The 25,010-nt window shown below is 39.9% G+C and carries 17 protein-coding genes; 14 read left to right on the forward strand and 3 right to left on the reverse strand.

Translation table 11 applies throughout. The features are described from left to right. The first annotated feature begins 518 nt into the window (after positions 1–518). From aspS to ES711_RS06580, 3 genes are read left to right on the forward strand one after another with little or no spacing between them, the layout of a single operon-like run. Complete coding sequence (gene aspS, locus ES711_RS06570) at positions 519–2,273, forward strand: aspartate--tRNA ligase (protein WP_146891724.1); 1,755 nt, start codon at positions 519–521, stop codon at positions 2,271–2,273. A gap of 57 nt (positions 2,274–2,330) precedes the next feature. Next, positions 2,331–4,118 (forward strand): chloride channel protein, encoded by a 1,788-nt coding sequence (locus ES711_RS06575; RefSeq protein ID WP_146891726.1) that lies wholly within the window; start codon positions 2,331–2,333, stop codon positions 4,116–4,118. Continuing rightward, positions 4,118–4,351: a hypothetical protein gene (locus ES711_RS06580; protein WP_146891729.1), complete on the forward strand. Its 234-nt coding sequence runs from the start codon at positions 4,118–4,120 to the stop codon at positions 4,349–4,351. Before ES711_RS06575 ends, ES711_RS06580 begins: the two co-directional genes overlap by 1 nt. Here the strand turns inward: ES711_RS06580 and ES711_RS06585 are convergent. Then, positions 4,348–4,797, reverse strand: coding sequence for a nucleoside deaminase (locus ES711_RS06585; protein ID WP_146892855.1), 450 nt, complete (start codon positions 4,795–4,797; stop codon positions 4,348–4,350). The genes ES711_RS06580 and ES711_RS06585 overlap by 4 nt on opposite strands. A 60-nt stretch (positions 4,798–4,857) precedes the next feature. On the opposite strand from ES711_RS06585, the gene dxs reads away from it, so the two are divergent. Then, complete coding sequence (dxs, locus tag ES711_RS06590; RefSeq protein ID WP_146891731.1) at positions 4,858–6,636, forward strand: 1-deoxy-D-xylulose-5-phosphate synthase; 1,779 nt, start codon at positions 4,858–4,860, stop codon at positions 6,634–6,636. 23 nt (positions 6,637–6,659) lie between these two features. Here dxs and ES711_RS06595 read toward each other — a convergent pair whose 3' ends face one another. Then, positions 6,660–8,003: a deoxyguanosinetriphosphate triphosphohydrolase gene (locus tag ES711_RS06595; RefSeq protein WP_146891734.1), complete on the reverse strand. Its 1,344-nt coding sequence runs from the start codon at positions 8,001–8,003 to the stop codon at positions 6,660–6,662. A 225-nt stretch (positions 8,004–8,228) separates the two neighbouring features. Here ES711_RS06595 and ES711_RS06600 point away from each other — a divergent pair, with 225 nt between their 5' ends. Both ES711_RS06600 and ES711_RS06605 read left to right on the forward strand, forming a co-directional pair. After that, positions 8,229–10,919: a TonB-dependent receptor gene (locus tag ES711_RS06600; RefSeq protein ID WP_246139136.1), complete on the forward strand. Its 2,691-nt coding sequence runs from the start codon at positions 8,229–8,231 to the stop codon at positions 10,917–10,919. 90 nt (positions 10,920–11,009) lie between these two features. Then, positions 11,010–12,200, forward strand: a complete 1,191-nt coding sequence (locus ES711_RS06605; protein WP_146891739.1) for a hypothetical protein — start codon at positions 11,010–11,012, stop codon at positions 12,198–12,200. Positions 12,201–12,423: 223 nt separating this feature from the next. Here ES711_RS06605 and ES711_RS06610 read toward each other — a convergent pair whose 3' ends face one another. Beyond that, complete coding sequence (locus ES711_RS06610) at positions 12,424–15,675, reverse strand: zinc-dependent metalloprotease (RefSeq protein ID WP_170245245.1); 3,252 nt, start codon at positions 15,673–15,675, stop codon at positions 12,424–12,426. 80 nt (positions 15,676–15,755) lie between these two features. Here ES711_RS06610 and ES711_RS06615 point away from each other — a divergent pair, with 80 nt between their 5' ends. The 8 genes from ES711_RS06615 to mgtE all read left to right on the forward strand — a co-directional run bounded on the left by ES711_RS06615 (position 15,756) and on the right by mgtE (position 24,992). Further along, positions 15,756–16,298 (forward strand): hypothetical protein, encoded by a 543-nt coding sequence (locus ES711_RS06615; RefSeq protein WP_146891745.1) that lies wholly within the window; start codon positions 15,756–15,758, stop codon positions 16,296–16,298. A gap of 94 nt (positions 16,299–16,392) precedes the next feature. After that, the gene (locus ES711_RS06620; protein ID WP_246139137.1) at positions 16,393–17,328 is read left to right on the forward strand and encodes a bifunctional riboflavin kinase/FAD synthetase; all 936 of its coding nucleotides are present in this window, start codon (positions 16,393–16,395) and stop codon (positions 17,326–17,328) included. Next, on the forward strand, positions 17,321–18,649 hold the full coding sequence (locus ES711_RS06625; protein WP_146891748.1) for an HTTM domain-containing protein: 1,329 nt from the start codon (positions 17,321–17,323) through the stop codon (positions 18,647–18,649). Before ES711_RS06620 ends, ES711_RS06625 begins: the two co-directional genes overlap by 8 nt. Before the next feature lie 109 nt (positions 18,650–18,758). Further along, positions 18,759–20,027 (forward strand): serine--tRNA ligase, encoded by a 1,269-nt coding sequence (serS, locus tag ES711_RS06630; RefSeq protein ID WP_146891751.1) that lies wholly within the window; start codon positions 18,759–18,761, stop codon positions 20,025–20,027. 387 nt (positions 20,028–20,414) lie between these two features. After that, on the forward strand, positions 20,415–22,199 hold the full coding sequence (locus tag ES711_RS06635; RefSeq protein WP_146891754.1) for a tetratricopeptide repeat protein: 1,785 nt from the start codon (positions 20,415–20,417) through the stop codon (positions 22,197–22,199). Positions 22,200–22,372: 173 nt separating this feature from the next. Then, positions 22,373–22,696, forward strand: a complete 324-nt coding sequence (locus ES711_RS06640; protein ID WP_146891757.1) for a DUF4286 family protein — start codon at positions 22,373–22,375, stop codon at positions 22,694–22,696. Between the two features lie 117 nt (positions 22,697–22,813). After that, positions 22,814–23,605 carry a 16S rRNA (adenine(1518)-N(6)/adenine(1519)-N(6))-dimethyltransferase RsmA gene (rsmA, locus tag ES711_RS06645; protein ID WP_146891760.1) on the forward strand — a complete coding sequence of 264 codons (792 nt, stop codon included), beginning with the start codon at positions 22,814–22,816 and terminating at the stop codon, positions 23,603–23,605. A gap of 13 nt (positions 23,606–23,618) precedes the next feature. After that, the gene (gene mgtE / locus ES711_RS06650) at positions 23,619–24,992 is read left to right on the forward strand and encodes a magnesium transporter (protein ID WP_146891763.1); all 1,374 of its coding nucleotides are present in this window, start codon (positions 23,619–23,621) and stop codon (positions 24,990–24,992) included. Positions 24,993–25,010 lie beyond the last annotated feature (18 nt).

Raw genomic sequence — 25,010 nt, forward strand, 5'->3', positions numbered from 1 at the left:
ATCGTGGGGATTCACTTTAGATTAAATGCTATTAATCACTAAAAGTCAGAGTTTGTATCTGACTTTTTTTTATCAACCTATAATTTATTAGCTTTTAATTCAGCAAAGACAAGAGTCTTTTATTTAATCATTTGCATAGGAAGGAGCATTTAAATGGTGCTCCCTTTTGCATCTCACTTATACGCTGACGCATCCTCATCAAACTACAAATTAATCCCAGACCTTTCCAAGGTTGCCATTGCAGCCAATAACTGTATAAACAAAGCAACATGCTGCCAGAGTTAAGGATGAATTTGCTCGATAAAGTTTTGAGGCAGAATTGATAAATTCCAATGATTGACAGTGTTTCCGCAATCCAATAAAAAGGAATAAAAAGCACAACATTTTATAGTTTTTGAGGGCCATTATATCGAAGTTCAGCACCTATAAATCTAAAATATAATACTCTATAATTGTTAAGCCTTTTTTATTTGATACTCATAGAACTTCATTAAATTTGCACTTCAATTTTTCATACTATGTACAGAAGTCACAACTGTGGTGAGTTAAGAGCATCACATATCAATACCGAGGTTACCTTATCCGGATGGGTTCAAAAAAGCCGCGACAAAGGCTTTGTGCTTTGGGTCGATTTACGCGATCGTTACGGCATTACCCAACTTGTTTTTGACGAGGAGCGCACGCCAAAATCTCTAATGGAGCAAGCCCAAAACTTAGGTCGTGAATTTGTGATTCAAGTGAAAGGAACCGTCATTGAGCGCACGTCTAAAAATCCGAATATGGTGACGGGCGATATCGAGATTTTGGTGTCTGAATTAACAGTTTTGAACGCAGCGCTTCTGCCTCCATTTACCATTGAAGATGACACTGACGGCGGTGAAGAATTACGTATGAAATACCGTTACTTAGACATCCGAAGAAATCCTGTAAAAAACAGTTTGATCTTTAGAGCAAAAGTAGCCCAAGAAGTCCGCAATTACCTCTCCAACGAAGGTTTTATAGAGGTTGAAACGCCTTACTTAATCAAGTCCACCCCAGAAGGTGCTCGTGATTTTGTGGTGCCTAGCCGTATGAATGAGGGGCAGTTTTATGCGCTTCCGCAGAGTCCACAAACCTTTAAACAATTGTTGATGGTAGGTGGCATGGATAAATATTTCCAAATTGTGAAATGTTTTAGAGATGAAGATTTACGTGCCGACAGACAGCCAGAATTTACGCAAATTGACTGCGAAATGGCATTTGTGGAGCAAGAAGATATTTTAAATGCTTTTGAAGGCTTGACCCGTCATTTATTAAAAGAAGTGAACGGTGTGGAAATTGAAAAATTCCCACGTATGACCTATGACGAAGCAATGCAAAAGTATGGAAATGACAAGCCAGATATTAGATTTGGGATGGAATTTGGCGAGTTAAACAACGTCACACAACATAAAGATTTTGGTGTTTTCAATGCTGCTGAATTGGTAGTGGGAATTGCCATACCGGGCGGAAACGCTTATACACGTAAAGAAATTGACCAATTGATTGATTGGGTAAAGCGTCCGCAAATTGGTGCTTTAGGCATGATTTACGCACGTTATAATGACGATGGCACTTTCAAATCGTCTGTTGATAAATTCTATGATCAAGAAGATTTAGCCAAATGGGCTGAAATAACAGGCGCAAAACCGGGAGATTTGATTTGTGTGCTATCAGGAAACACCCATAAAGTAAGAACACAGTTGAGTGCCTTACGTATGGAATTGGCTACGCGATTAGGCTTACGAAATCCTAAGGAATTCGCACCATTATGGGTAATTGATTTCCCTTTGTTGGAATGGGACGAAGACACCAACCGTTACCACGCCATGCACCATCCGTTTACTTCACCAAAACCAGGACAATTGGAATTGTTGGATACTGATCCGGGTGCGGTAAAAGCCAACGCCTACGATTTGGTGTTAAATGGTAATGAAATTGGTGGTGGATCCATCAGAATTCACGATAAGAAGACCCAAGCGTTAATGTTTGATTATTTAGGATTCACGCCGGAAGAAGCCAATGCGCAATTTGGGTTCTTAATGGATGCTTTTCAATATGGTGCACCGCCACACGGTGGATTGGCTTTTGGATTGGACCGATTGGTTGCTATTTTGGGTGGACAAGAAACCATTCGCGATTTTATTGCATTCCCGAAAAACAATAATGGTCGTGATGTGATGATTGATGCTCCTGCTCCAATTGATGATAAACAACTTGAGGAACTCAGTTTAAAACTGAATCTCAAATCTTAATAAAATTTAAACCTTGTCCCGATAACCGTCGGGACAATTTTTTTAGTAGATTTAAAAATGCCTAAACGACCACTTTTTAAGCAACTCTTAATCTGGAGAGCTAAATACATTTCCCACAATCAGTTTGTGATTATTCTAAGTATTTTGGTAGGTTTTACGTCGGGCGTTGGTGCGGTAGTTTTAAAAAATCTGACGCATTTTATCCAGAATATCATGGAAGGGCAATTGGTAAAGTATTACCAAGAAGCGTTCTATTTTCTGTTTCCCATTGTTGGTCTGACCTTGGTGTATCTGATTATGAAGTATGTCATTAGGCATAAAGTAAGTCACGGGATTCCTTCAACCCTTTTTTCGATTTCCAAGCGAAAGGGTCTCATGAAGCGCTATCAAATGTTTGGCTCTATATTAACCGCACCGCTCACGGTTGGTTTTGGAGGTTCTGTAGGATTGGAAGGCCCTACAGTGGCTACCGGGGCTGCCATAAGTTCAAATATCGCACGGCTATTTCACGTCAATCAGACCACACGTAATTTATTGATTGGTTGCGCCGCCGCGGGAGCCATGTCATCTATTTTTAAAGCCCCTATTGCTGCTATTATTTTTGCTATAGAAGTCTTTAGTTTAGATTTGACCATTGCCTCTATGTTGCCCTTATTAATGGCGTCATTGTCTGCAATTTTAACTTCGTATTTTTTTCTGGGCAATGACGTGCTGCTGTCCTTCAGCCTTGAGGAGGGCTTTAAATTATCTGACGCACCCTTTTACTTGCTTTTAGGAGTTGTTGCTGCGTTTACCTCCATTTATTTTACGGAAGTGTATGATCGCATACAACGGCTATTTGATAAAAGTGATTCCCCCATAAAAAAACTCTTGGTTGGAGGTTCGCTTTTGGGCGTCTTAATTTATTTTATACCCCCCTTATACGGTGAAGGTTTTGAAGTGATCAACAATTTAATTGCGGGCAATCATCAAAAAGCAATTCAGAATAATTTTTTAAATCTCAATGTCGATAATATTTGGGTAGTAATTTTGCTTTTAGCCGGCCTGGTATTTTTTAAAATTATTGCCAGTGCGCTCACTTTTGGAGCTGGTGGAGTTGGGGGGATTTTTGCCCCAACTTTGTTTATGGGCAGTATTATGGGCAACTGTGTTGCAAAACTGATCAACCACAGTGGCTTTACAAATTATCCCGTTTCCGAAAGTAATTTTACGCTGGTTGGCATGGCCGGTTTAATGGCCGGCGTACTGCACGCCCCCTTAACCGCAATTTTCTTGATTGCTGAAGTCACCGGCGGGTATGAACTCTTTATACCGCTCATGTTAACGGCCGCCATATCATTCGGCATTACGAAATATTTTCACCCTCATTCCGTTTATACTATGGAATTGGGCCGAAAAGGGGAACTTATTACCCATGATAAAGATCATGCAGTCTTGACATTGATGGATATCAATAAGGTTGTGGAAACAAATTTTATTAAAATTACCACCACGATGACTTTGGGCGATATTGTGCACGAGGCGGTAATTAAATCAAACCGGAATATTTTTCCTGTGGTCGATGCCACAACCAATACCTTAAAAGGAATTATTCTGCTGGACGATATCCGACCCATTATGTTTGACCCGACTCTTTATACTGAAGTATTTGCACGAGATGTGATGCAAGTTCCGCCAGATACTATCGACATTAAGAAAGACAAGATGACGGAGATTATGAAAAAATTTCAAGATAGTAACGCATGGAATCTACCTGTTGTAGATGACGGAATTTATGTAGGGTTTATCTCCAAATCAAAATTGCTTACCATGTACCGTCGCAAATTAATAAACATCACACAATAATGAAATATTTAATAATTGTACTGGTAATTCTCACATTAGGCAGTATTGCCGCGGGATTTATTTTAGAGACTGAACATTCCCAAAAGATGATTGGTTTTGGCACCGTTGGCCTGTTTTTGGTCGTGTTTCCCTTATTTACCTACCATCGTTGGAAAGATCGCAACTTTAAGGATTATATGCTCACTAAGGAGAACCTAGATAAGATGCGCGATAAAGAAAAAAACAAATTCTAGTTTAAGTTCCGCTTTTCTATAAAGAAACGTTTCAACAATTGCGCTGACTCGTCTTCCAAAACCCCACCAACCATCACCGTTTTGGGATGCAGTTTTGTATTTAAGGCAATGCACCCACGTTCCGGGTCTCTGGCCCCATACACAACACGGTTAATTTGACTCCAATACAAAGCGCCCGCACACATCTGACAGGGTTCTAAGGTGACGTAAAGCGTACAATTGATAAGATACTTTCCACCTAAAAAATTGGCTGCGGCGGTGATAGCTTGCATCTCCGCATGCGCGGTAACATCATTTAAAAGTTCGGTTAGATTATGTGCCCGAGCAATGATTCTGTTATCAATCACAATTAAGGCGCCCACAGGAATTTCACCCTTGTCAAAAGCAATTTCTGCTTCTTGCAAAGCTTTTTTCATAAAATAGACGTCGTCAAAAGGGTTTTCCACAAGGCAATCTTCAAGGTTAAAAATCAAAAATACAATTTCAAATGCTACATTTGTATTCAGATGAAAAATATATTGGACCATATCCATACACCGTCAGATTTAAGAGCCCTAGCTCAAACTGATTTACCTCAAGTCGCTAAAGAACTCCGCAATTTTATTATTGATATTGTGGCGACTAAGGAAGGGCATTTAGGCGCGAGTTTGGGTGTGGTAGAATTGACCATTGCTTTGCATTATGTGTTCCATACACCCGAAGATTTATTGGTCTGGGACGTAGGACATCAAGCTTACGGCCATAAAATTTTAACCGGTAGACGCACTAATTTTCATACCAACAGACAACTTGGAGGCATCAGCGGATTCCCGAAACGGGACGAAAGTGAATACGATACCTTTGGTGTGGGACATTCCTCCACCTCTATTTCTGCGGCTTTAGGCATGGCGATTGCCTCACAACTAAAAGGAGAAGACAAACATCATGTAGCAATTATTGGCGATGCCTCCATTGCCAGCGGGATGGCTTTTGAAGGCCTTAATCATGCAGGCGTTACCGATTCCAATTTGCTCGTTATTCTTAATGACAACGCTATTGGCATCGACCCGAGTGTGGGTGCTTTAAAGCAATATTTGACCAACGTTAAAAAAGGCACTGAAAAACAAGACAATATATTTGAAGCGCTAAACTTTGATTACACCGGACCGATTGATGGTCATGATTTGGATGCCCTAATCTCAGAATTAACCCGACTAAAATCGGTTAAGGGTCCTAAGTTTTTACATGTTATTACTACTAAAGGGAAAGGCCTAAAACAAGCAGAAGAAAACCAAGTAACCTATCACGCACCAGGAAAATTCGATTCGCTTACGGGCGAATTAATTGCAAAGTCCGCCTCGTCACTTACCAAGTTTCAGGATGTTTTCGGACTGACTTTAGTCGAATTGGCCGAACAGAATCTAAAGATTGTAGGGATTACTCCAGCAATGCCAACCGGTAGTTCTTTAAAATTCATGATGGCTCAAATGCCGAAACGTGCTATTGATGTGGGCATTGCTGAACAACACGCGGTAACACTTTCAGCCGGAATGGCCACACAGGGCATGGTGGTGTTTTGCAACATCTATTCTACGTTTTTACAACGCGCCTATGATCAAGTCATTCATGATGTCGCATTACAGAATTTACCTGTTATATTTTGTTTAGACCGTGCAGGGTTGGTAGGTGAAGACGGGGCAACCCATCACGGGGTATTTGATTTGGCCTATTTACGATGCATCCCAAACCTCATCATTATGGCACCTCGTGATGAATCTGAATTACGCAACATCATGTACACCGCGCAGTTAGGCCTTGAACATCCTATTGCCATCAGATACCCTCGTGGGTATGGCTCAGTGGCCGATTGGAAACAGCCGTTTAAAAAATTAGTCATAGGAAAGGGTGAAGTCCTTAAAGAGGGAAAAGACATTGCGGTATTGACCGTAGGATTCATCGCTGAAAACACTAAAGAAGCTATCTTAAATGTGAGTAACTCACAAGATATCGCTCATTATGATCTGCGCTTTGTAAAACCTTTGGATGAAGCGCTGTTGCACAACATTTTTACAAGGTATAAATATATAATCACTATCGAAGACGGCACGGTAAAAGGCGGATTTGGCTCAGCCATTTTAGAATTTGCTGCGGAGCACAATTACCATCTTCCTTTAAAAGTGCTCGGAATTCCGGATACCTTTATCGAACAAGGCACCGTAAAACAATTGCAAGACATGTCCGGGATTGATGCCAAGACAATTTCCAAAACTTTGAAGACCGCGCTAAATGACATCAAGAATACCTAAAATTTTACTATTAAATTAACGCCCTAAAAATGCGTCCCTTGGAGTTTTTTATGAGTCATAATGGCTTTACTGTCTGAAAATTTAGCCACATAATTACATATACCCAACAAACTGTGGTAGATGTTTTCCTGATTCAAGTCGAGCGTCTTAGGGAAAATCTTCAGAATTGATTTGTTATAACTGCCTAAAGTACCTTGATGATGATTTAAGATCGTACTCGTGAATACGTCCAAAATACCATCAATAATTCTAAAACCAGCAATTTCTTTGTCTATGACTTCTGCCGATTGGTAGACTTTTTCAACACTCACCTTAATAATATCTTTAATTTGAGCCTGATATTTAGAAACCTCCATCAAACCTTTGTCAAAGGTGCCATTAAGAATAGCCTCTTCATGCGTCATAAAGAGTTCTACCGCTTCATTGATTAGGGTGCTAATCGCCAAGGCGCGCAAATAACTGATGCGGTCTTCCGTATTGGACAAACTGTGATAATTGTTGGTATTAATGGTATCTCTGACCAATTTGATCAGGTATTCCAAAGCGTATTCCTCATCAATCAACCCCAAATTAATCCCATCTTCAAAATCGATAATGGTATAACAAATATCGTCGGCAGCTTCTACCAAATAGGCTAACGGATGTCTGGAATAGCTTAAATCTTCCTCATTTCCGCGGTTGATCAATCCAAGCTCTTGAGCCACATCCTCAAAGGCTTGTTTCTCACTTTGAAAAAATCCGTATTTCTTATCGGCAATATGCGACGTTGGTTTTTTGGGTAACGATTCTTTAGGGTATTTGGTAAACGCACCAAGCGTAGCGTAGCTCAAACGCAAGCCACCTAAACGACCAACCCTGCTTTCGGTCAGCAATTTAAAACCGTTGGCATTGCCTTCAAAATCGCATAAATCCTGATATTCTTTATCCGTTAACTGCGATTTAAACTGCTTGCCTTTACCATTTTTAAAAAATTCGCCAATGGCTTGTTCACCAGAATGTCCAAACGGCGGATTCCCGATATCATGCGCCAAAGCAGCTGCTGCGACAATGGCACCAAAGTCGTTAGCCTGATACCCATGAATATTTTGAAGATGCGGATACTTTGCCAATACTTTCTGCCCAACGCGCCTACCTAGACTTCTACCCACCACGCTCACTTCCAAACTATGGGTCAATCGGGTGTGTACAAAATCAGTCTGCGACATCGGAATGACTTGGGTTTTATCTTGCAAGCTTCTAAATTCTGAAGAGAAAATGATCCGATCATAGTCCACTTCAAAGCCTAAACGGGTTTCATCCTGTTCTTTTCTGATACGTTTGTGTGTATCTCCAAATCGTTTTAATGATAATAATTGTTCCCAGTTCATAGTAATGCTTTAAGCGCACGCAAGATACATTTTTCAATGTTAAATTTAGATGACCTTTTAGCAATAAATTCACCTAAAACTAACATAAACCTAACTTTTATATGACCTCAACTTAATCCTTAGGTAACCTCCGTTTTACATAGCATCAGTTTCTTTGCATCAAACAATTATGAACGACTGATGAAGCATTTTTTAACACTATTATTCCTAGTAAGCGTCTCAATAATGAGTGCACAAAACACAGCTGCTATTGCAGGTAAATTGATTGATAAAGAATATAATAACGAACCTCTAGCGTTCGGAAATGTGCTGATAAAAGGCACGACTATCGGAACCACCTCTGATATTGACGGGGTGTATCAATTTAACGATTTGGATGAAGGTCGATATACCTTAGTTTACAGTTTTGTAGGTTATGAAACTAAAGAATTAGATGTGGCCGTTGAAGCCGGAAAAATCGTCAGTATCGATGTTGAAATGATGGCAAGCGCGGCGTCTTTAGATGAAGTACTTATTACGACCACAGCACGAAAAGAAAGTGAAACGGCGCTGTTATTATACCAGAAAAACGCTATTGAAATCAAACAGAATATTGGCGCCGACGAATTGTCTCGAAAAGGACTCAGCAATGTGGCTAATGCGGTGATCAAAACATCTGGCGTTTCCAAGCAAGAAGGCAGCAATACTATTTATGTACGCGGGTTGGGCGATCGGTACAACTCCACGTCGCTTAACGGGCTTCCGATAACTTCCAATGATCCTGAAAAGAAAAACATTTCTTTGGATCTTTTTTCCACAGATATTGTTGAATATATATCAATTGATAAAGTTTACGGTCCAACCTTATCGGGAGATTTTGCCGGTGGTAACGTTGATATCACCTCAATCAACTACAAAGGTAAAGGCATGTTGGAAATTAGTTTAGGATCTACACTTGGCACCAATGCCTTGGATAAATTTAATGACTTCAAGTTGCAGGACGGGCCTAACACATTAGGGTTTTCCAACTATGGCGTACCAAACAATCCTCTGAACAGTTATAATTTTACAAATAGTTTAGCGCCAATTAAAGAGAAACCTTTAGGCAGTGCCATTGGCCTAAAGGCAGGTAAATCTTTTCAGATGGGAGAAGAAGGAAGCCTTAATTTATTTGCCACAGCCAGTTTTGATAACGGTTTTGAATATCGTGAAGGTATCAATCAAAGTGTCAGTGCACAAGGCGCTAAACTGAAATCATTCAACCAGGAACGTTTTGCTTATAACACGAATACGACGGGCATGTTTAATGCCAATTATCGCCTCAATTCTGCCCATACAATTGCCTACAACTTTTTGGCTGTAAACTCGTCCAACCAGATGAGAGATAGCTACCAAGGTTTTATTCGTGATATTGCTGAAGCCAACAACGGATTCATCCAACGCAGCACCTATGTGCAAAACACGTTAATGATTCATCAATTGCTGGGAAGCCATAAACTCTCTGACAAATTTGAGCTTGACTGGGCTACCTCTTATAATAAAGTTGAAGGCGACATGCCAGACAGGACTCAAAATACTCTCAAATTTTCTGACGATACGAACAGCTATGTATTTGCTCAAAATACAATTACGGACAACCATAGGTACTATCAAAACTTAGTGGAGGATGAAATAGCGGCCAATATTTCTCTAAGTTATAAGTTGAATGAAGATGAAAATGGCGTATCGAAAGGGAAAGCTACCGTTGGGTATAATGGCCGATTGAAGCAACGTGATTTTGAAGCGATACAATTCAACTTCAGAATTTCCGGATCGGAGCTAAATTCGCCAGTAAATCCTGATGATTTGGATCTATTTTTCAGTCAGCCAAACTTTGAAAATGGCAATTTTGGAATCGAGTCCTTCGCCGGTTTAACGCCGCAAACTTATGATGGAGAACAACTTATCCACGCTGGTTATGCGAGTTTAGAATATCAGCTTTCCGATAAATTGAGCACTGTTGCCGGCCTGCGTTTTGAACGTGTCGAACAAACAGTATCCTGGAGAACGCAATTGGATGCCTCTGGTAAAAGCAATACCTTTAATAGAAATGAGTTTTTGCCAAGTGTCATTTTAAAATACGAGTTAAATGATCAGCAAAACTTACGCTTAGGGGCGAGTAAAACCTACACACTGCCTCAATTTAAAGAAAGAGCCCTCTTTATTTATGAAGACGTCACCGAGGTGAAAGTTGGTAACCCGGACTTGTATCCGTCCCAAAACTATAACCTCGATTTAAAATGGGAGGTGTTCCCTAAAAACTCAGAGTTGTTCTCCATCACCGCTTTTGGGAAGTACATAGTAGACCCTATCAATGAAATCACTTTAGCATCATCTACTAACGACATTTCCTTTATTAACACAGGAGATGCGGGCTATGTTTATGGTGCTGAAATAGAACTCAGAAAAGACTTGTTCAACTTTGATGAAGAACACTCCAACATACTCTCTGCTGGACTTAATGCCTCTTTTATGCAAACACATCAGGATCTGGATTCTGAAAAAGTAAGACGGGAAACCAATTACAACACCAATCTTACAAATGATACTTCAGGGTTTACAGGAGCTTCAGACTTATTATTGAATGCCGACCTTTCTTATATCAAAGACTTCAATACTGACGGCAATATAATGGCGACGCTCGCTTATGCCTACACTTCCGACAAAATTTATGCGCTGGGTGTAGAAACCAAAGGAAATTTGGTAGACAAGAGCGTGGGTAGCCTAGATTTTATCTTAAAAACCAAGCTCAATAAACATCTGGGCATCGATCTTACAGTGATAAATATATTGAATCCTGCGATTGAAAGAATCCAAGAAAATGCTTCAGAAGACATCACCGTATTATCCTACAAACGCGGCTCATTTTTCAAATTAGGACTCAACTACAAATTATAAACAGGAATCAAAGCGTAATAGTACCAATGAACATAAATAACAACCATTAATTAAAAATTTGAATTTAAAATCAATTAACACGTAAACATTATGAAAAAAACAATTTCGAAACTTTTAGGATCAGTCTTTCTAGCCTCCTTAGTATTTACAACCTCATGTTCTAGTGATGATGACAGCTCTTCCGATGTGGATGACTCAACCTTTGTTTTAGAGCGTGACAATTTACAAGGAGACATTAATAACGGAGAAGTTATTTTAGAATCTGGCACCTACAAATTGACAGGGAAACTAATCGTGAATGCAGGCGCAAAGCTTACCATTAAAGAAGGGGTTAAAATTGAAGCGACATCTGTAGCGAGTTCTGACTTTGCTGCAGTGCGTTATATTGCTGTAGCCCAAGGCGGTCAAATTGATGTAAAAGGCACGGCTTCCAATCCTGTAGTAATGACGGCTGCAACACAAACACCTGGCGCATGGGGCGGCCTCGTAGTATGCGGAAAAGCACCTATCAACAAAGGTATCACCGCGTCAGCTGAAGTTTCTGACTTAACTTATGGTGGTAACGAACCAAATGACAACTCTGGTTCTATCAAATATTTAAGATTGGAGTACACTGGGTTTGCTTACAACTCTGAAAAAGAATTTAACGGCTTATCATTGTTTGGTGTAGGTAACGGAACAACTATCGAGTACGTACAATCTTACGAAGGTTCAGATGATGGTTTCGAATTTTTTGGCGGAACAGCGGTTGCAAAATATTTAGTAGTAAGCAACTTCTCTGAACAAGTAGGTGATGATATGTTTGACTGGACTGAAGGTTGGTCTGGAGCAGGTGAAAACTGGTTTGGTATCAGATCTAACGCTGGTAATAGAGGCATTGAGGCTGATAACAATTCTAACAACCATTTAGCAACACCAATCTCAAATCCTACAATTAAAAACTTAACATTAATTGGTTTGGGAGCTGCTGATACAAGTTCAGAAACACAAGCTATTAAATTAAGAGTGGGTACAAAAGCTAAATTTGACAATATAGTATTGAGCAACTGGAAAACAGGTTTTGATGTGCAACATGATGAAAGTTTAGGTTATGTAACTGCTGGTTCATTAATGGCTACAAACGTTAAATTTGACAACATCACAAAGTTATCTTCAGGTAAAGACACTGCGGGTACAGCGGTTGATGTCTCTGCTATGTACACTGTAAATGAAAATGCTACAGGAGCTGGTAACGGCACCGCAAAACCAACTTGGGCCAACGGCTGGACTATAGGATTATAATATCCTTATCTCATAGATTTAAGTAAAATTTACACATTAATAAAGACCTTTTCAATACGACGAAAAGGTCTTTTTCTTTGACCTATAATCAGTTCGGATAAGGCGATAACGGAATTAATTGGTGCGATAACATGGTAAAGTCAACGTAAATCACTGAAAAAACAGCCACAAAAAAGCCGTCCTAAATTATGGAGAAGGCTTTGTGGAATTGAAAAGGATTTAATTAATTTACCAAAATCTTCTTAGTGGTTTTTTGTATTCCATCACTGATGGTGATGAAATACATGCCTGATTGGGCATTTTGCAAACGGATGACTTCTCTAAAGCTTGCGCTGTTCGGATAGCGATTTTCATACACTTTTCGTCCTCTTACATCAAAGACACCTATATTAATTGGCTCACCTGAAGAAGATTGCAATTTTACAGTAAACTCACCAGTATTAGGATTTGGAAAAAGACCGAACGCTGTAAAATCCTTATTTTCAACAGAAAGCGGTCGTGCCAGGCAGAGTTGGAGCGTAAACTCGATAAGACTACCACCATCCGTATCATACAAATCTATGACTTGAAGTTTCCATTGTCCTTCAGAGAGTTCGCCATAGAGTGCTGACAAGTCTTCCTCAGGAATATAACTACCGGTAAAAGGCGCCTTGCCCTGTGTTATAGAGTCTTTAGCTTGTTGGTCAAAAACCGTATTCGTGTAATTTTTGGCCTCAGCCTCTCCATTATTATTACTTAGCACTATAGACGTGCCCTGTGGACTAACCAAAACAAGCTTTAAGTCTCTTACCCAATCGTGCTGAATATTAACTTTAACGTTGACACCCGTAACCGGTAAATTTTCATTAACCGTGATTGAAGATGTATAAGTTCCTGCCGCTTCGGGCAAAATGGTGATAGGCGTATCTTTTGCCGTTACTGGTTCTCCACAAGTTGAAACGCCAGTAGAAAAACGATAAATCAATGAGGTCCTGAGCCCGGAACACCTGTTCGCCCCCGTAACTCTCCAATAGTAAACCGTTCCCAATTCTAAGTTGGCGGCATAGGTATTAGTAGTAAGGGTTTGGGTCTCTAACACCGTGTTAAAATTAGACGTTTTGGAAATCTCCAATACATAGGTTTCTACATTGACATCCGCAACCCACTCAAAGTCAATAGCACCATAAAGACCAGAGACATCATTTGAAGGTGAGGTTAAGGTGATGGGTTTTATAGCGGAATTGAACACAGATAGCTCCACTGCTGAAGACCGTGTGATAACACCTGAGGAACCTACTGCAGTAAACTGGTATGCTCCAGGAGCAAGACCACTCATACCATTAACGGTCATCGTAACTATAGTACCATCAACATTTGCACTTGCTGGACTAAACACAGCGCTAGTACCTGAAGGTAAATTGGATGCTGAAAAAACGGTATTTTGAGCATAACCGCCGTAAGTGTTATACGTAAATTGATATACCGCATTCTCAGGTTGGCAAACGGAAACGGAAGTCGCCTCAAAATTCAAGAGATAATCCACCGTAACAATCTTAAAATCTGTAGTATTTACGGTGTAAAATATGTTCCCCACGGCTTCCACCAAAATTCTGGCTTTAGCAGTCGTACTACCCTCTGGAACCTTTATTTCCTGTTCGCCATCGTTGGGCACATTGCTTGCCAAAACCAAAGGAAAAGTAACGCCCCCATCCGTAGACAACTTGATGTTGACCGTAGGTGTATTAATGGGTGCCGTAGCAGTATTTGCCACATTCCAAATGATTTTTTTAGTAGCTCCAATTTCCCAAGTGACATTTTCATTTTGGGAGGTTACTTTAAAAGCACCAGGAGTTTCAATAGTATTGACGGTCATCATATCCACCGCCGTCTGTCCTCCTCTTGGGTCATTGTCTCTCACTGTAAAGGCAAACGTCAGGGCCCTGTCAATAGAAGGTAATTTTTCCCAAGTGGTAGATGTTCCACCATTGACCAGTACATCTTCAAATTTTGGAATAAATCGCACCGGATTGGCAGTAGGCCTTACCGAGCGGATAATTGGCCCAAACTCCGTAGTTTCAGTGGGGGGTGCGGCTTCACCCAAATCAAATTGCTCCCAAGTATAAGTATGGGAATTTGTACCGTCAACATCTGTTGAAGAGCCGGTCAATTTAAATGGTGTCGAGATTGGAATGTTGTATGACGCTCCCGCCATCGCTTTTGGTGCGGTATTCCCAGTAGACGTTATAACGGCACATATGCTATTCCCTTGGGTAATGTTATTCCAAATTTGCTGTAAACTAATCTGATGAAAATAATCACTGCTGTTGCGTTCTACATTTTGAGGCGCACAAAGTCCGGCGTAAGCCATTATGGTAGAACCACTCCCTGGTTCATAAGCTGTACTGTCAGACCTATTTTGCAAACATTGGCCAACAGACCCATTAAAAGTATGGGTGGCGCCAAATTGATGCCCCATTTCATGAGCCACGTAATCAATATTGTACGGATCTCCAATAGGCTTGGTCAAACCTGTGGTCCCGCCACCTTTATTATTGGTACATACGCGCGACAAATAAGCGCTTCCGCCGGAACCTGTAGTAAACGTGTGACCTAAATCATAAGCGTTTTCACCAATTTTCGTATTGAGGATATTGGTAATAGATGCGATATTACCATCATTAGAAAATAAGCTATTATCTGTTGTAGATATGAGCAAATTATTGTTGGCAACCAAAGTCATCCTCAGCGAAAGTTCGCGATCATAAATGCCGTTCACGCGGGTCATCGTAGTATTGATAGCCGATAAGGCAGAAGCCACAGTTCCGCCGTGAAAGTTGGTGTATTCTACGCTAGTGCCAATGGCCAATCTAAATGTACGTCGCTTGCCGTCATCGGCATTTTTTGCAGCAGTTATCGTGCGTGATAATTCCAATGGATTGGGAAGACCATCATCCAAAAAACCACATTCAAACAAATGATCAGTTATGGGAATGGCATTTCTGGAAAACGCCTCGTAAGCACCATCATCCGTATACGGATTAATAAAATGGGCTGCATTATTTGGAGACAAAGTCATGGCGTGTAAGCCTTGTGGAGACACACTGAAATAGACTATTACTGAAGGATTCTTTACACTAAACCCGACGTAAGATCGAATTTCAGGAAACTGTTTCTGTAGGTCCGGATGCAAGACGGAGTATTCCATTATTTTAAAGGTTTCCAAAGCACCATCACTATTTGGAAAATCTAAGAGTGCTTTAGAAGGGATTCCAGAATCGCGTTGTGGAACATCTTGAAGCGTCCCTTTTAATGTCTCCATGTGTAATTGATAATACACGGCTGATTCAGGAACAGACTGCTGTGGAAGCATTCTTTTCTGTGAAATATCGTTTTTGGCAATCGTGGTCCATACGGATTCACCTTTTTGAGCGTAGGTCATCGAAAAAGCAAAAATGAGCATTAAAATCGAGGGAATTTTTAAGTATCTATCAGCCATTTCATTTCTTTTTACCACTATATTTAACATTGGGAAAGTTACACTCAAAATAAATAACTTACAATAATCTCTCCAAATTTATGAGAAGTGTCATTCTTATTATTGCCTTAAGTACATTATCAATAGGATTTTCATGTAGAAGTTATACGAACAATTCTAAAAACACTGAAAAATTGAAGAAAACAACAACCCTCTGTCCAGAGGATGGAAACTGCAGTTTTAAAAGTTCTCCAAAAACTTCTGTTGTTTTTAAAACCGACGAATTAGGCATTGGTTATGTTGATTTTTTGGAAAAAGAAGCCTCACTTTTAACCTTTGAATATCAGCGCACAGAGGTGCAACACACTTTGGATGGCCACTATATGGAACGTGTGTATATAGAACTGCCACCTGCCCCTCGCGCCATTTCCTTAACAAATAGCGAGCTGCAAGAGGTTAATTTGCTTTTTGAACGGAGGTGTTATTGCAAAGGCGAAACAGGAGTTTATCCAATTAATAGGGGCACTTTAAAACTGACACCCTTAGAAGATGACCGTTTTCATTTAGAACTTTGGTTTACAACTTCTGAGGTGCCGCATATAATTTCTAAAATAGAAGAAACTTTCAGTTTGAAAAAACCTTAAGGAAGTGGTTTTTATAAATTCCGATCCCTTAAAATTCAATTCTCCAGTACTAATTTTTTTTAAACCCTTAAATAGTTATTTTTACAAAAAAAACTTGAAGGTCATTTCAGCTACAGCACAGTCCATACCAAAAACACCATCCGTAGTGACCATCGGCACTTTTGACGGCGTTCATATTGGGCATCAAAAAATCATTAGAAAGCTGACCAAAAAAGCTGCGGAACATCATCTTATATCTGTAGTGCTTACCTTTTTCCCCCATCCGCGAATGGTATTGCAACAAAATGCAAACATAAAATTACTCAATACTATTGCTGAACGCAAAGAGATTTTATCAGCCTTGGGATTGGACTTTATCTATATCCAGGAATTTACTAAGGCGTTTGCTGAAATGAGCGCGCGTGATTTTGTAAAAACAGTGCTGGTGGATAAACTCAAGGTTAAGCATGTGATAATTGGTTATGATCATCATTTTGGAAAAAATAGATCTGCCAATATTGATGATTTAAGAGCTTTCGGAACTGAGTTCGGGTTTGAGGTAGAAGAAATTTCCGCACAAGATGTAGATGATGTCGCCGTCAGCTCCACCAAAATAAGAACTGCTTTAAATTCCGGAGACATTGTGACGGCCACTGCATTTTTAGGCTATGATTATTACATCAATGGTACAGTGGTCAGAGGAAAAGGCTTCGGGAAAAAGATGGAATTTCCTACGGCAAACATCAGTGTTGACGCATCTTATAAACTGATTCCTAAAAATGGAGTCTACGTTATTTCGTCACTGGTTCAAAACAAAACCATCTATGGGATGATGAATATTGGTATGAATCCCACCTTTCATGGCGATAAAAAAACCATCGAAGCCCATTTTTTCGATTTTTACCAAGACCTCTACGGTCAGGATTTAAGAATCAACTTTTTGGACCGCCTTAGGGACGAACGTAAATTTGAATCAGTAGATGCGCTAATTGCCCAACTCAGACAAGACCGAACACATGCCCAACATTTTATAGCCCAGCGCAATGCATAAGCTGCTTTTTAAACATATTGACAATAGTGCCCTTATTGTCTTCCGGATTATTTTCGGATTTTTAATTATTATGGAAAGCGTCGGGGCCATTTACACGGGATGGATCCGTCGCACCCTAATGGATCCGCAAGTCACCTTTTCATTTATTGGGTTTGAATGGCTTCAACCTCTACCAGGAAATGGCATGTACTTTTATTACGGTGTGATGGGCCTGTGTGGACTATTTGTGATGATTGGTTACAAATACCGTTGGAGTATGTTGGCGTTTACTATCTTATGGACGGGCACCTATTTAATGCAAAAATCATCTTACAATAACCACTATTATCTGTTAATACTGCTAAGTGCGATCATGGTCATTCAACCGGCCCATAAATACCTCTCGGTAGATGCCAAGTTAAATCCAAAAATTAAGATGATTTCCATGCCCCATTGGTGTGCCTTGGTGTTCATATTGCAAATGTTTATCGTTTATACCTACGGGGCGATTGCAAAGATCTATCCGGATTGGCTAGATGCTTCCGTGGCCGAAATCCTCATGAAGGGCAAAAAAGATTACTTTTTAGTGGGGGAACTTCTGCAGCAGCGTTGGACGCGTTATTCCATAGCCTATTTTGGAATCCTTTTTGATGCGCTGATTATTCCGTTCTTACTGTGGAACCGCACCAGAAAATTTGCTTTTTTTGCCTCTATTTTCTTCCATTTATTTAATTCGTTTATTTTTCAAATTGGTATTTTTCCGTATTTATCCTTGGCCTTGGCCTTATTTTTCTTTCCCACCAAGACCATACATGGTATATTTTTAAAACGAAAACCATTTTATGAAGGAGAAGAGGTGATTGTTCCCAACTATCATCAACCGTTTATGGTCGTTTTGATTGTATATTTTATTATCCAAATTGGCTTGCCGTTACGCCACTGGTTTTTTAAAGATGACGTGTTATGGACAGAGGAAGGCCACCGTTTGTCCTGGCGGATGATGTTGCGCGCCAAAAGCGGACATACCACTTTTAAAGTTGTAGACGCGCAAACCAACCAACAAATTCCTATCCAAATAGAAGATCTCCTCTCCCCTAAACAATTGCGAACGGTCAGTACAAAACCAGACGTTATTTGGCAATTTTCCCAACGTTTAAAACGCTTGTATGCAGCGCAAGGACGCGAGGTCAAAGTGTATGTTAAGGCGTATGTGCGCGTGAACGGAGGCGAATTGAAACAACTGATCGATCCTGAAGTTGATTTGGCCAATGAAGAATGGCATCCTTTTAAGCACAGCGATTGGCTGCTCCCTTCGCAACAAGAAAAATTACCTAAAGATTAATTTGTTTTTATTGATTCCACCTTCCTAGAGATAAAATTGGGCCAACTGTCCTGTTATCGCGACGCAGATGCCCAAAATTTCCTTATTTTAGCCATCAAATTAAAGAATTATGTTACAAGTACCATTTATTAGAGAAAACCGCGACCGCGTGATTGAGGCATTGAAGAAGAGAAATCTGGAAGCCACACAAATGATTGATGAAGTCATCACCCTAGATGAAAACAGACGGCGCTTACAAACCGAATTGGATAATACTTTAGCAGAATCCAACGGTTTATCTAAAGAAATTGGCAACTTGTACAAATCCGGTCAGGCTGATAAAGCGAATGGATTAAAAGAACGTACCGGAGAGCTTAAAGAGAGTTCAAAAACACTTGGAGACGAACTTAACACGACCATTGAAAATTTAAACCAGCTGCTTTACAAACTTCCAAATGTGCCTCATGACAGTGTTCCTGCTGGAAGTACTGAGGACGATAATGAAGAAATTTTCAAAAAAGGAGATATTCCAAAATTGCACGATAATGCGCTGCCGCACTGGGAGTTGGCAAAAAAATATGACATCATCGATTTTGAACTGGGCAATAAAATTACCGGCGCAGGATTTCCAGTGTATAAAGGCAAAGGTGCCCGTTTACAACGCGCGTTAATTGCCTATTTCCTCGATAAAAATACAGCGGCGGGGTATACGGAATACCAGTTACCACTCCTAGTGAATGAAGCTTCAGGTTTCGGAACGGGACAACTGCCGGATAAAGAAGGGCAAATGTATCATATAACTGAAGATAATTTGTATTTAATTCCTACCGCAGAAGTACCTGGAACTAATATCTTTAGGGATGAATTATTAAACGAATCTGATTTACCAATTGGCATAACAGGTTACACACCATGTTTTAGACGGGAAGCCGGAAGTTATGGCGCTCATGTAAGAGGCCTAAACCGTTTGCACCAATTTGATAAAGTTGAGATTTTACGTGTTGAACATCCCAACAATTCTTACAAGGCTCTTGATGCCATGGTGGAACACGTTAAAGGCATTTTGGATGAATTAAAATTACCGTACCGCGTATTGCGTTTGTGTGGTGGCGACCTAGGATTCACCTCAGCGCTCACCTATGATTTTGAAGTGTTTTCTACCGCGCAAGACCGTTGGTTAGAGATTTCTTCAGTATCCAATTTTGAAACGTTTCAGGCAAATCGCTTAAAACTCCGGTTTAAAAATGCCGAGGGAAAAAATGAATTGGCACATACACTCAACGGAAGTTCCTTGGCCTTGCCTCGCGTTTTAGCGGGAATTTTAGAGAACTATCAAACCGAAACGGGCATTACAATACCTGAGGTTTTGAGATCTTATACAGGTTTTGACAATATCTAATTTGCAAGAAATAACCTACAGGTTTTAGATGAAACGCTAAATTAAGACGTTGTTCGACGAATAATTGTCATATTTTTTTGATTTTAAGAATATTTTATTCATGTTAGTGTTTTCAAATATAAATTTGTTTTACATGAAAAATTTTATGAGACTTTTAATACTCATCTCCTTGGTGGTATTAATGATTAAAGTTTTGATTTAAATAGCATTTCATCCTAAACATATAAAGAAAACCACACAGAATAATTGAATCATTTTATATAATTAATGGTTAATAGCACATTTATTTTGATGGTAATGCCCAAACGTTCGTTTGGGCTTTTCTTTTATTAAAACATTCACTATCCCGAGCCCTTTTAAGTGCTTATTTTTACATAAATTAGTCAAATGAAAGCGTTTTTTAGTGTGCTATTCTTCTGCCTTGGGTTGTTATCACATTCACAAAATGTTGATGAACAATTGGCTGCGGACTACTATAAACGTGGAGAATTTGAAAAAGCACTACTATCTTATCAAAAGCTTTACGAGGCACAGCCCAGCAATTATAACTTTGTTTTTAAATTGATCGAAATCTATCAGGAGCTTGAACAATTTGATGCTGCTGAAACCCTGATCAGTTCCAAAATGGTCCAATATCGCAATCCATCCCTCATCATTGAGTTGGGCTATAACTTTCAATTGCGGAATCAAATGGACAAGGCGACTGCCCATTACGAGGAAGCATTCACCCATCTGGAAGAGCGTCCGGAATATGCTGCGCTCATTGCCCGACAATTTGAACGTCATTCATTATTGGAATACGCTATAAAAAGTTACAACAAAGGAATGGAACTCAATCCTGAGCTTAATTTTTATCGTGAATTGGCCAGCGTTTATGGTGAACAAGGCAATGTAGAGCAACTTTTTAGCAATTATATGGCGTATGTAGAACTTAGGCCAGAAAACCTGAACAGCGTCAAACACGAGTTCAGCAATTTCGTTTCTGAGCATAAAGATCAGGAGAATAACAGGCTGCTTAAAAGACTCTTACTAAAAAAAATACAAACTCATCCCGACACTTATTGGTATGAACTCTTGAGTTGGTTATACATTCAAGAAAAAGATTACAACAAAGCGTTTACTCAAGAAAAAGCCTTATACATGCGCCAACGTGAAAGTTTACATCGGATTATTGAAGTTGCATTGATCGCTCATAACGATAATGACAACGCGATAGCTTCAGAAATTTTCAACTATATTTTAAAGCACACCCAAGATATTGGCACCATCATTGAAGTCCACCAACATTTACTAAACATTGCCACTGCTGAGGCCACTCCAAAAGAGTTTCCCACAATTGCAGAACGGTATCAATCCCTGTTTGCGACTTACGGAAAAACCCAGCAGACCTTGGCACTTCAAATTGCCTATGCCAACTTTTTGGCCTTTCAGCAAAATAAAACGGGCGAGGCAAGCCAATTTTTAAAGGAAGCCTTACAACTCAAAAGTTCTTCAGTACAACAAGCCACCGTAAAGATGGCTTTAGCTGACATTTTAGTGTTGCAGGAGAAATTTAATGAAGCGCTTATTTATTATACGCAAATACAATCCAATTTAAAGAATAGCCCTATTGCACAGGAAGCCCGTTTTAAAGTGGCTCAAACCAGTTACTATAAAGGTGATTTTGAATGGGCAGAATCCCAATTGAAAGTGCTAAAATCTTCTACTAGCCAACTGATTGCGAATGATGCGTTGGACTTGAAATTGCTCATTTCAGACAATAAATATGAAGACTCGCTACACGTCGCTTTAAAACTGTATGCTAAAGCAGATTTGATGGCTTTTCAAAATAAGACTGATGCTGCCATTGCACTTCTAGACCGCGTGTTGACAGAGCATAAAGGCGAAAGCATAGAAGACCAAGCCCTTTTTAAACAAGCGGAATTATACCAACAAAAAAAACTATACGAGAAGGCCATTGCCAATTATGAAACTATAATAGCCCATTATAGTGATGGTATTTTAGCGGACGACGCTTATTTTCATTTGGCCGAATTGTACGCTAAGATTCTTGACCAACCTGATATGGCCAAGGCATTATACGAGAAAATCATCTTCAACCATCAAGACAGCATCTATTTTGTGGAGGCACGAAAACAATTTAGAATGTTGCGTGGGGATGCCATTAATTAAAAGCTGAATATTTTTCTAAGATTGGCAACCTAAGTTCTACTAAATAAGACAGAATTTTTTTGATCTCAGACAAGAACTTCTGTAATTTGCGCGATATTGTTTAACGCAATTAATCAGCACATGGTACCATCAACTGCAAGGTATTTGGTACTTATTTTTTAAACTTGAAAACTATGATTATATATAACGTCACTTCTAACGTAGCCGCGAGCGTTCACGACAAATGGCTAGCTTGGATTAAGGAACACATTCCGCATGTATTGGCAACAGGCCATTTTACAGAAGCGAAATTGAGCAAAGTATTGGTGGAAGAACACGAAGGCGCCGTTACCTATTCAGTGCAATATCGAGCTAAATCTAGAGAAGCATTGGACAGGTATTATGCAAATGATGCCGAGAAACTCCGCAACGAATCGTTAAGGCTATTTGGCGATAAAGTATTGGCATTTCGCACGGAACTGGAATTGATAGATGAATATGCGGTAAAGGGGAATTAAATTTATGCGTAGAGAAAATTGCTTGTTTCTAGACCTAAAAAAAAATCTCACTAACTTCGCACCATAAAATCCAGGCTTCGCATTACGAGTCATCACCTTCACTAAACCATTTTATTCGTGTCAAAAGATCATCAAGTAAGAGCAAAAAAACACCTTGGTCAACATTTCCTGACTGATGAAAGTATTGCCGAAAAAATTGCCGATTCCCTTACCTACCAAGGGTATGACCACGTTTTAGAAATTGGTCCTGGGATGGGTGTGCTCACCAAATATCTATTAAAAAAAGACATTACCACGCATGTTATTGAGATTGATAGGGATTCTGTGGCCTATTTGCAGAACAATTATCTCAATTTAGCAGAACGGATTATTGAAAAAGACTTTTTAAAATACAATCTCAAAGAGGTTTTTGAAGAACATCCTTTCGCCATTATTGGGAATTTTCCTTATAATATTTCATCGCAAATCCTGTTCAAAACCTTGGAAATGCGCGATCAGATTCCTGAATTCTCGGGCATGTTCCAAAAAGAAGTAGCCTTACGCATCTGTTCTAAAGAAGGCAGCAAAGTGTACGGCATCCTATCCGTATTGACGCAGGCATTTTATGACGCAACATATTTGTTTACCGTCCCGCCAAATGTGTTCAATCCGCCACCAAAAGTAGATTCTGGCGTCTTGTTATTGACCAGAAAGGAAAATTACACGCTACCATGCGACGAAAAACTATTTTTCAGAGTCGTAAAAACAGGATTTCAACAGCGGAGAAAAACACTGCGGAACAGTTTAAAATCATTCGATTTATCTGAAAATTTAAAATCAAATCCTATCTTTGACCAGCGCCCAGAACAGTTAAGCGTAGCACAGTTTATCGCTCTGACCCAACTGATAGAAAACGACAATAAGTCTTAAAAAAGCACACCATTTGACTGACGAGAGAGAGAACATACAATTTGAGCTTACAGACGAACTCATTGAACAGGTACAACACCTCATCAAGGTCAAAGATGACGAGGAGTTAAACCGGCTTTTAATGGAGTTCCATTACGCTGATATTGCCGAAATTCTGGATGAAGTTGATCTTGATGAGGCCATGTATGTGATCAAACTCCTCGATTCTGAAACCACTTCAGAAGTGTTGATGGAGTTGGATGAAGATAACCGTGAAAAAGTCTTACGCAACCTTTCCTCAAAAGAAATTGCTGATGAAGTTGGTGCCTTAGACACGGATGATGCGGCAGATATTATTGCCGAACTCTCCGAAGAACGTCAGCGCGAAGTCATTCATCATATTGAAGACGCAGGTCATAAGGCGGAAATCACAGAACTTCTTGCTTACGATGAGGACACTGCGGGTGGTCTTATGGCCAAAGAGTTGGTCAAAGTTTACGAAACCTGGACAGTTGAAGGTTGTTTGCGTCGCATTAGAGGTCAAGCCAAAGATGTGACGAGAGTGCACTCTATTTACGTTGTAAACAAACAAAATAAACTGGTTGGACGCCTCTCTTTAAAAGATTTAATTGTTGCCAAAAGCACCGAAAAGATAGCGGATATCTACATCAAAAGTGTGGATTATGTAAAAGTTGATGAAGATCCGGAAGAAGTGGCGAAAATTATGGCGAAATATGACTTGGAAGCCATTCCTGTAGTGGACGATGATATGGTGTTGTTGGGCCGTATTACCATTGACGACATTATTGATGTCTTACGTGAAGAAGCGGATAAAGATTACCAATTGGCGGCAGGTATTACCGCTGATGTAGAGGCTGATGACAGCATTTGGCAATTGACCAAAGCACGCCTGCCATGGCTGCTTATTGGGATGTTTGGTGGGATTGGCGCCGCTAGTATCATTAATGGTTTTAGCGATGCGATGCTAAAATTTCCTGCCCTATTATTATTTATTCCTTTAGTACAGGCCACTGCCGGTAATGTGGGTGTACAATCCTCCGCGATTGTGGTACAAGGTTTGGCAAATGACACTATTGATGGCAACATCATAAAACGACTGTTTAAAGAAATGCTTTTGGGCTTAGTGAACGGACTCGCCATTGCCATAGTTGTATTATTTATCAGTCATTTCGGATTTAAAACCACCTATTACGAATCCATGACCATTTGCATCGCACTGATCACGGTCATTGTTATGGCCGCCCTCATTGGCACATTTATTCCTATCTTCCTAGACAAACGCGGCATAGATGCGGCAGTAGCTACCGGACCATTTATCACTACCAGTAATGATATCTTTGGTATTATGACCTATTTCCTAATCGCCAAATTGATTCTTGGATTCTAAGTCACAAAATCACAATCA

It is taken from the genome of Gelidibacter salicanalis, from assembly GCF_007997285.1.
Lineage (GTDB): Bacteria > Bacteroidota > Bacteroidia > Flavobacteriales > Flavobacteriaceae > Gelidibacter > Gelidibacter salicanalis.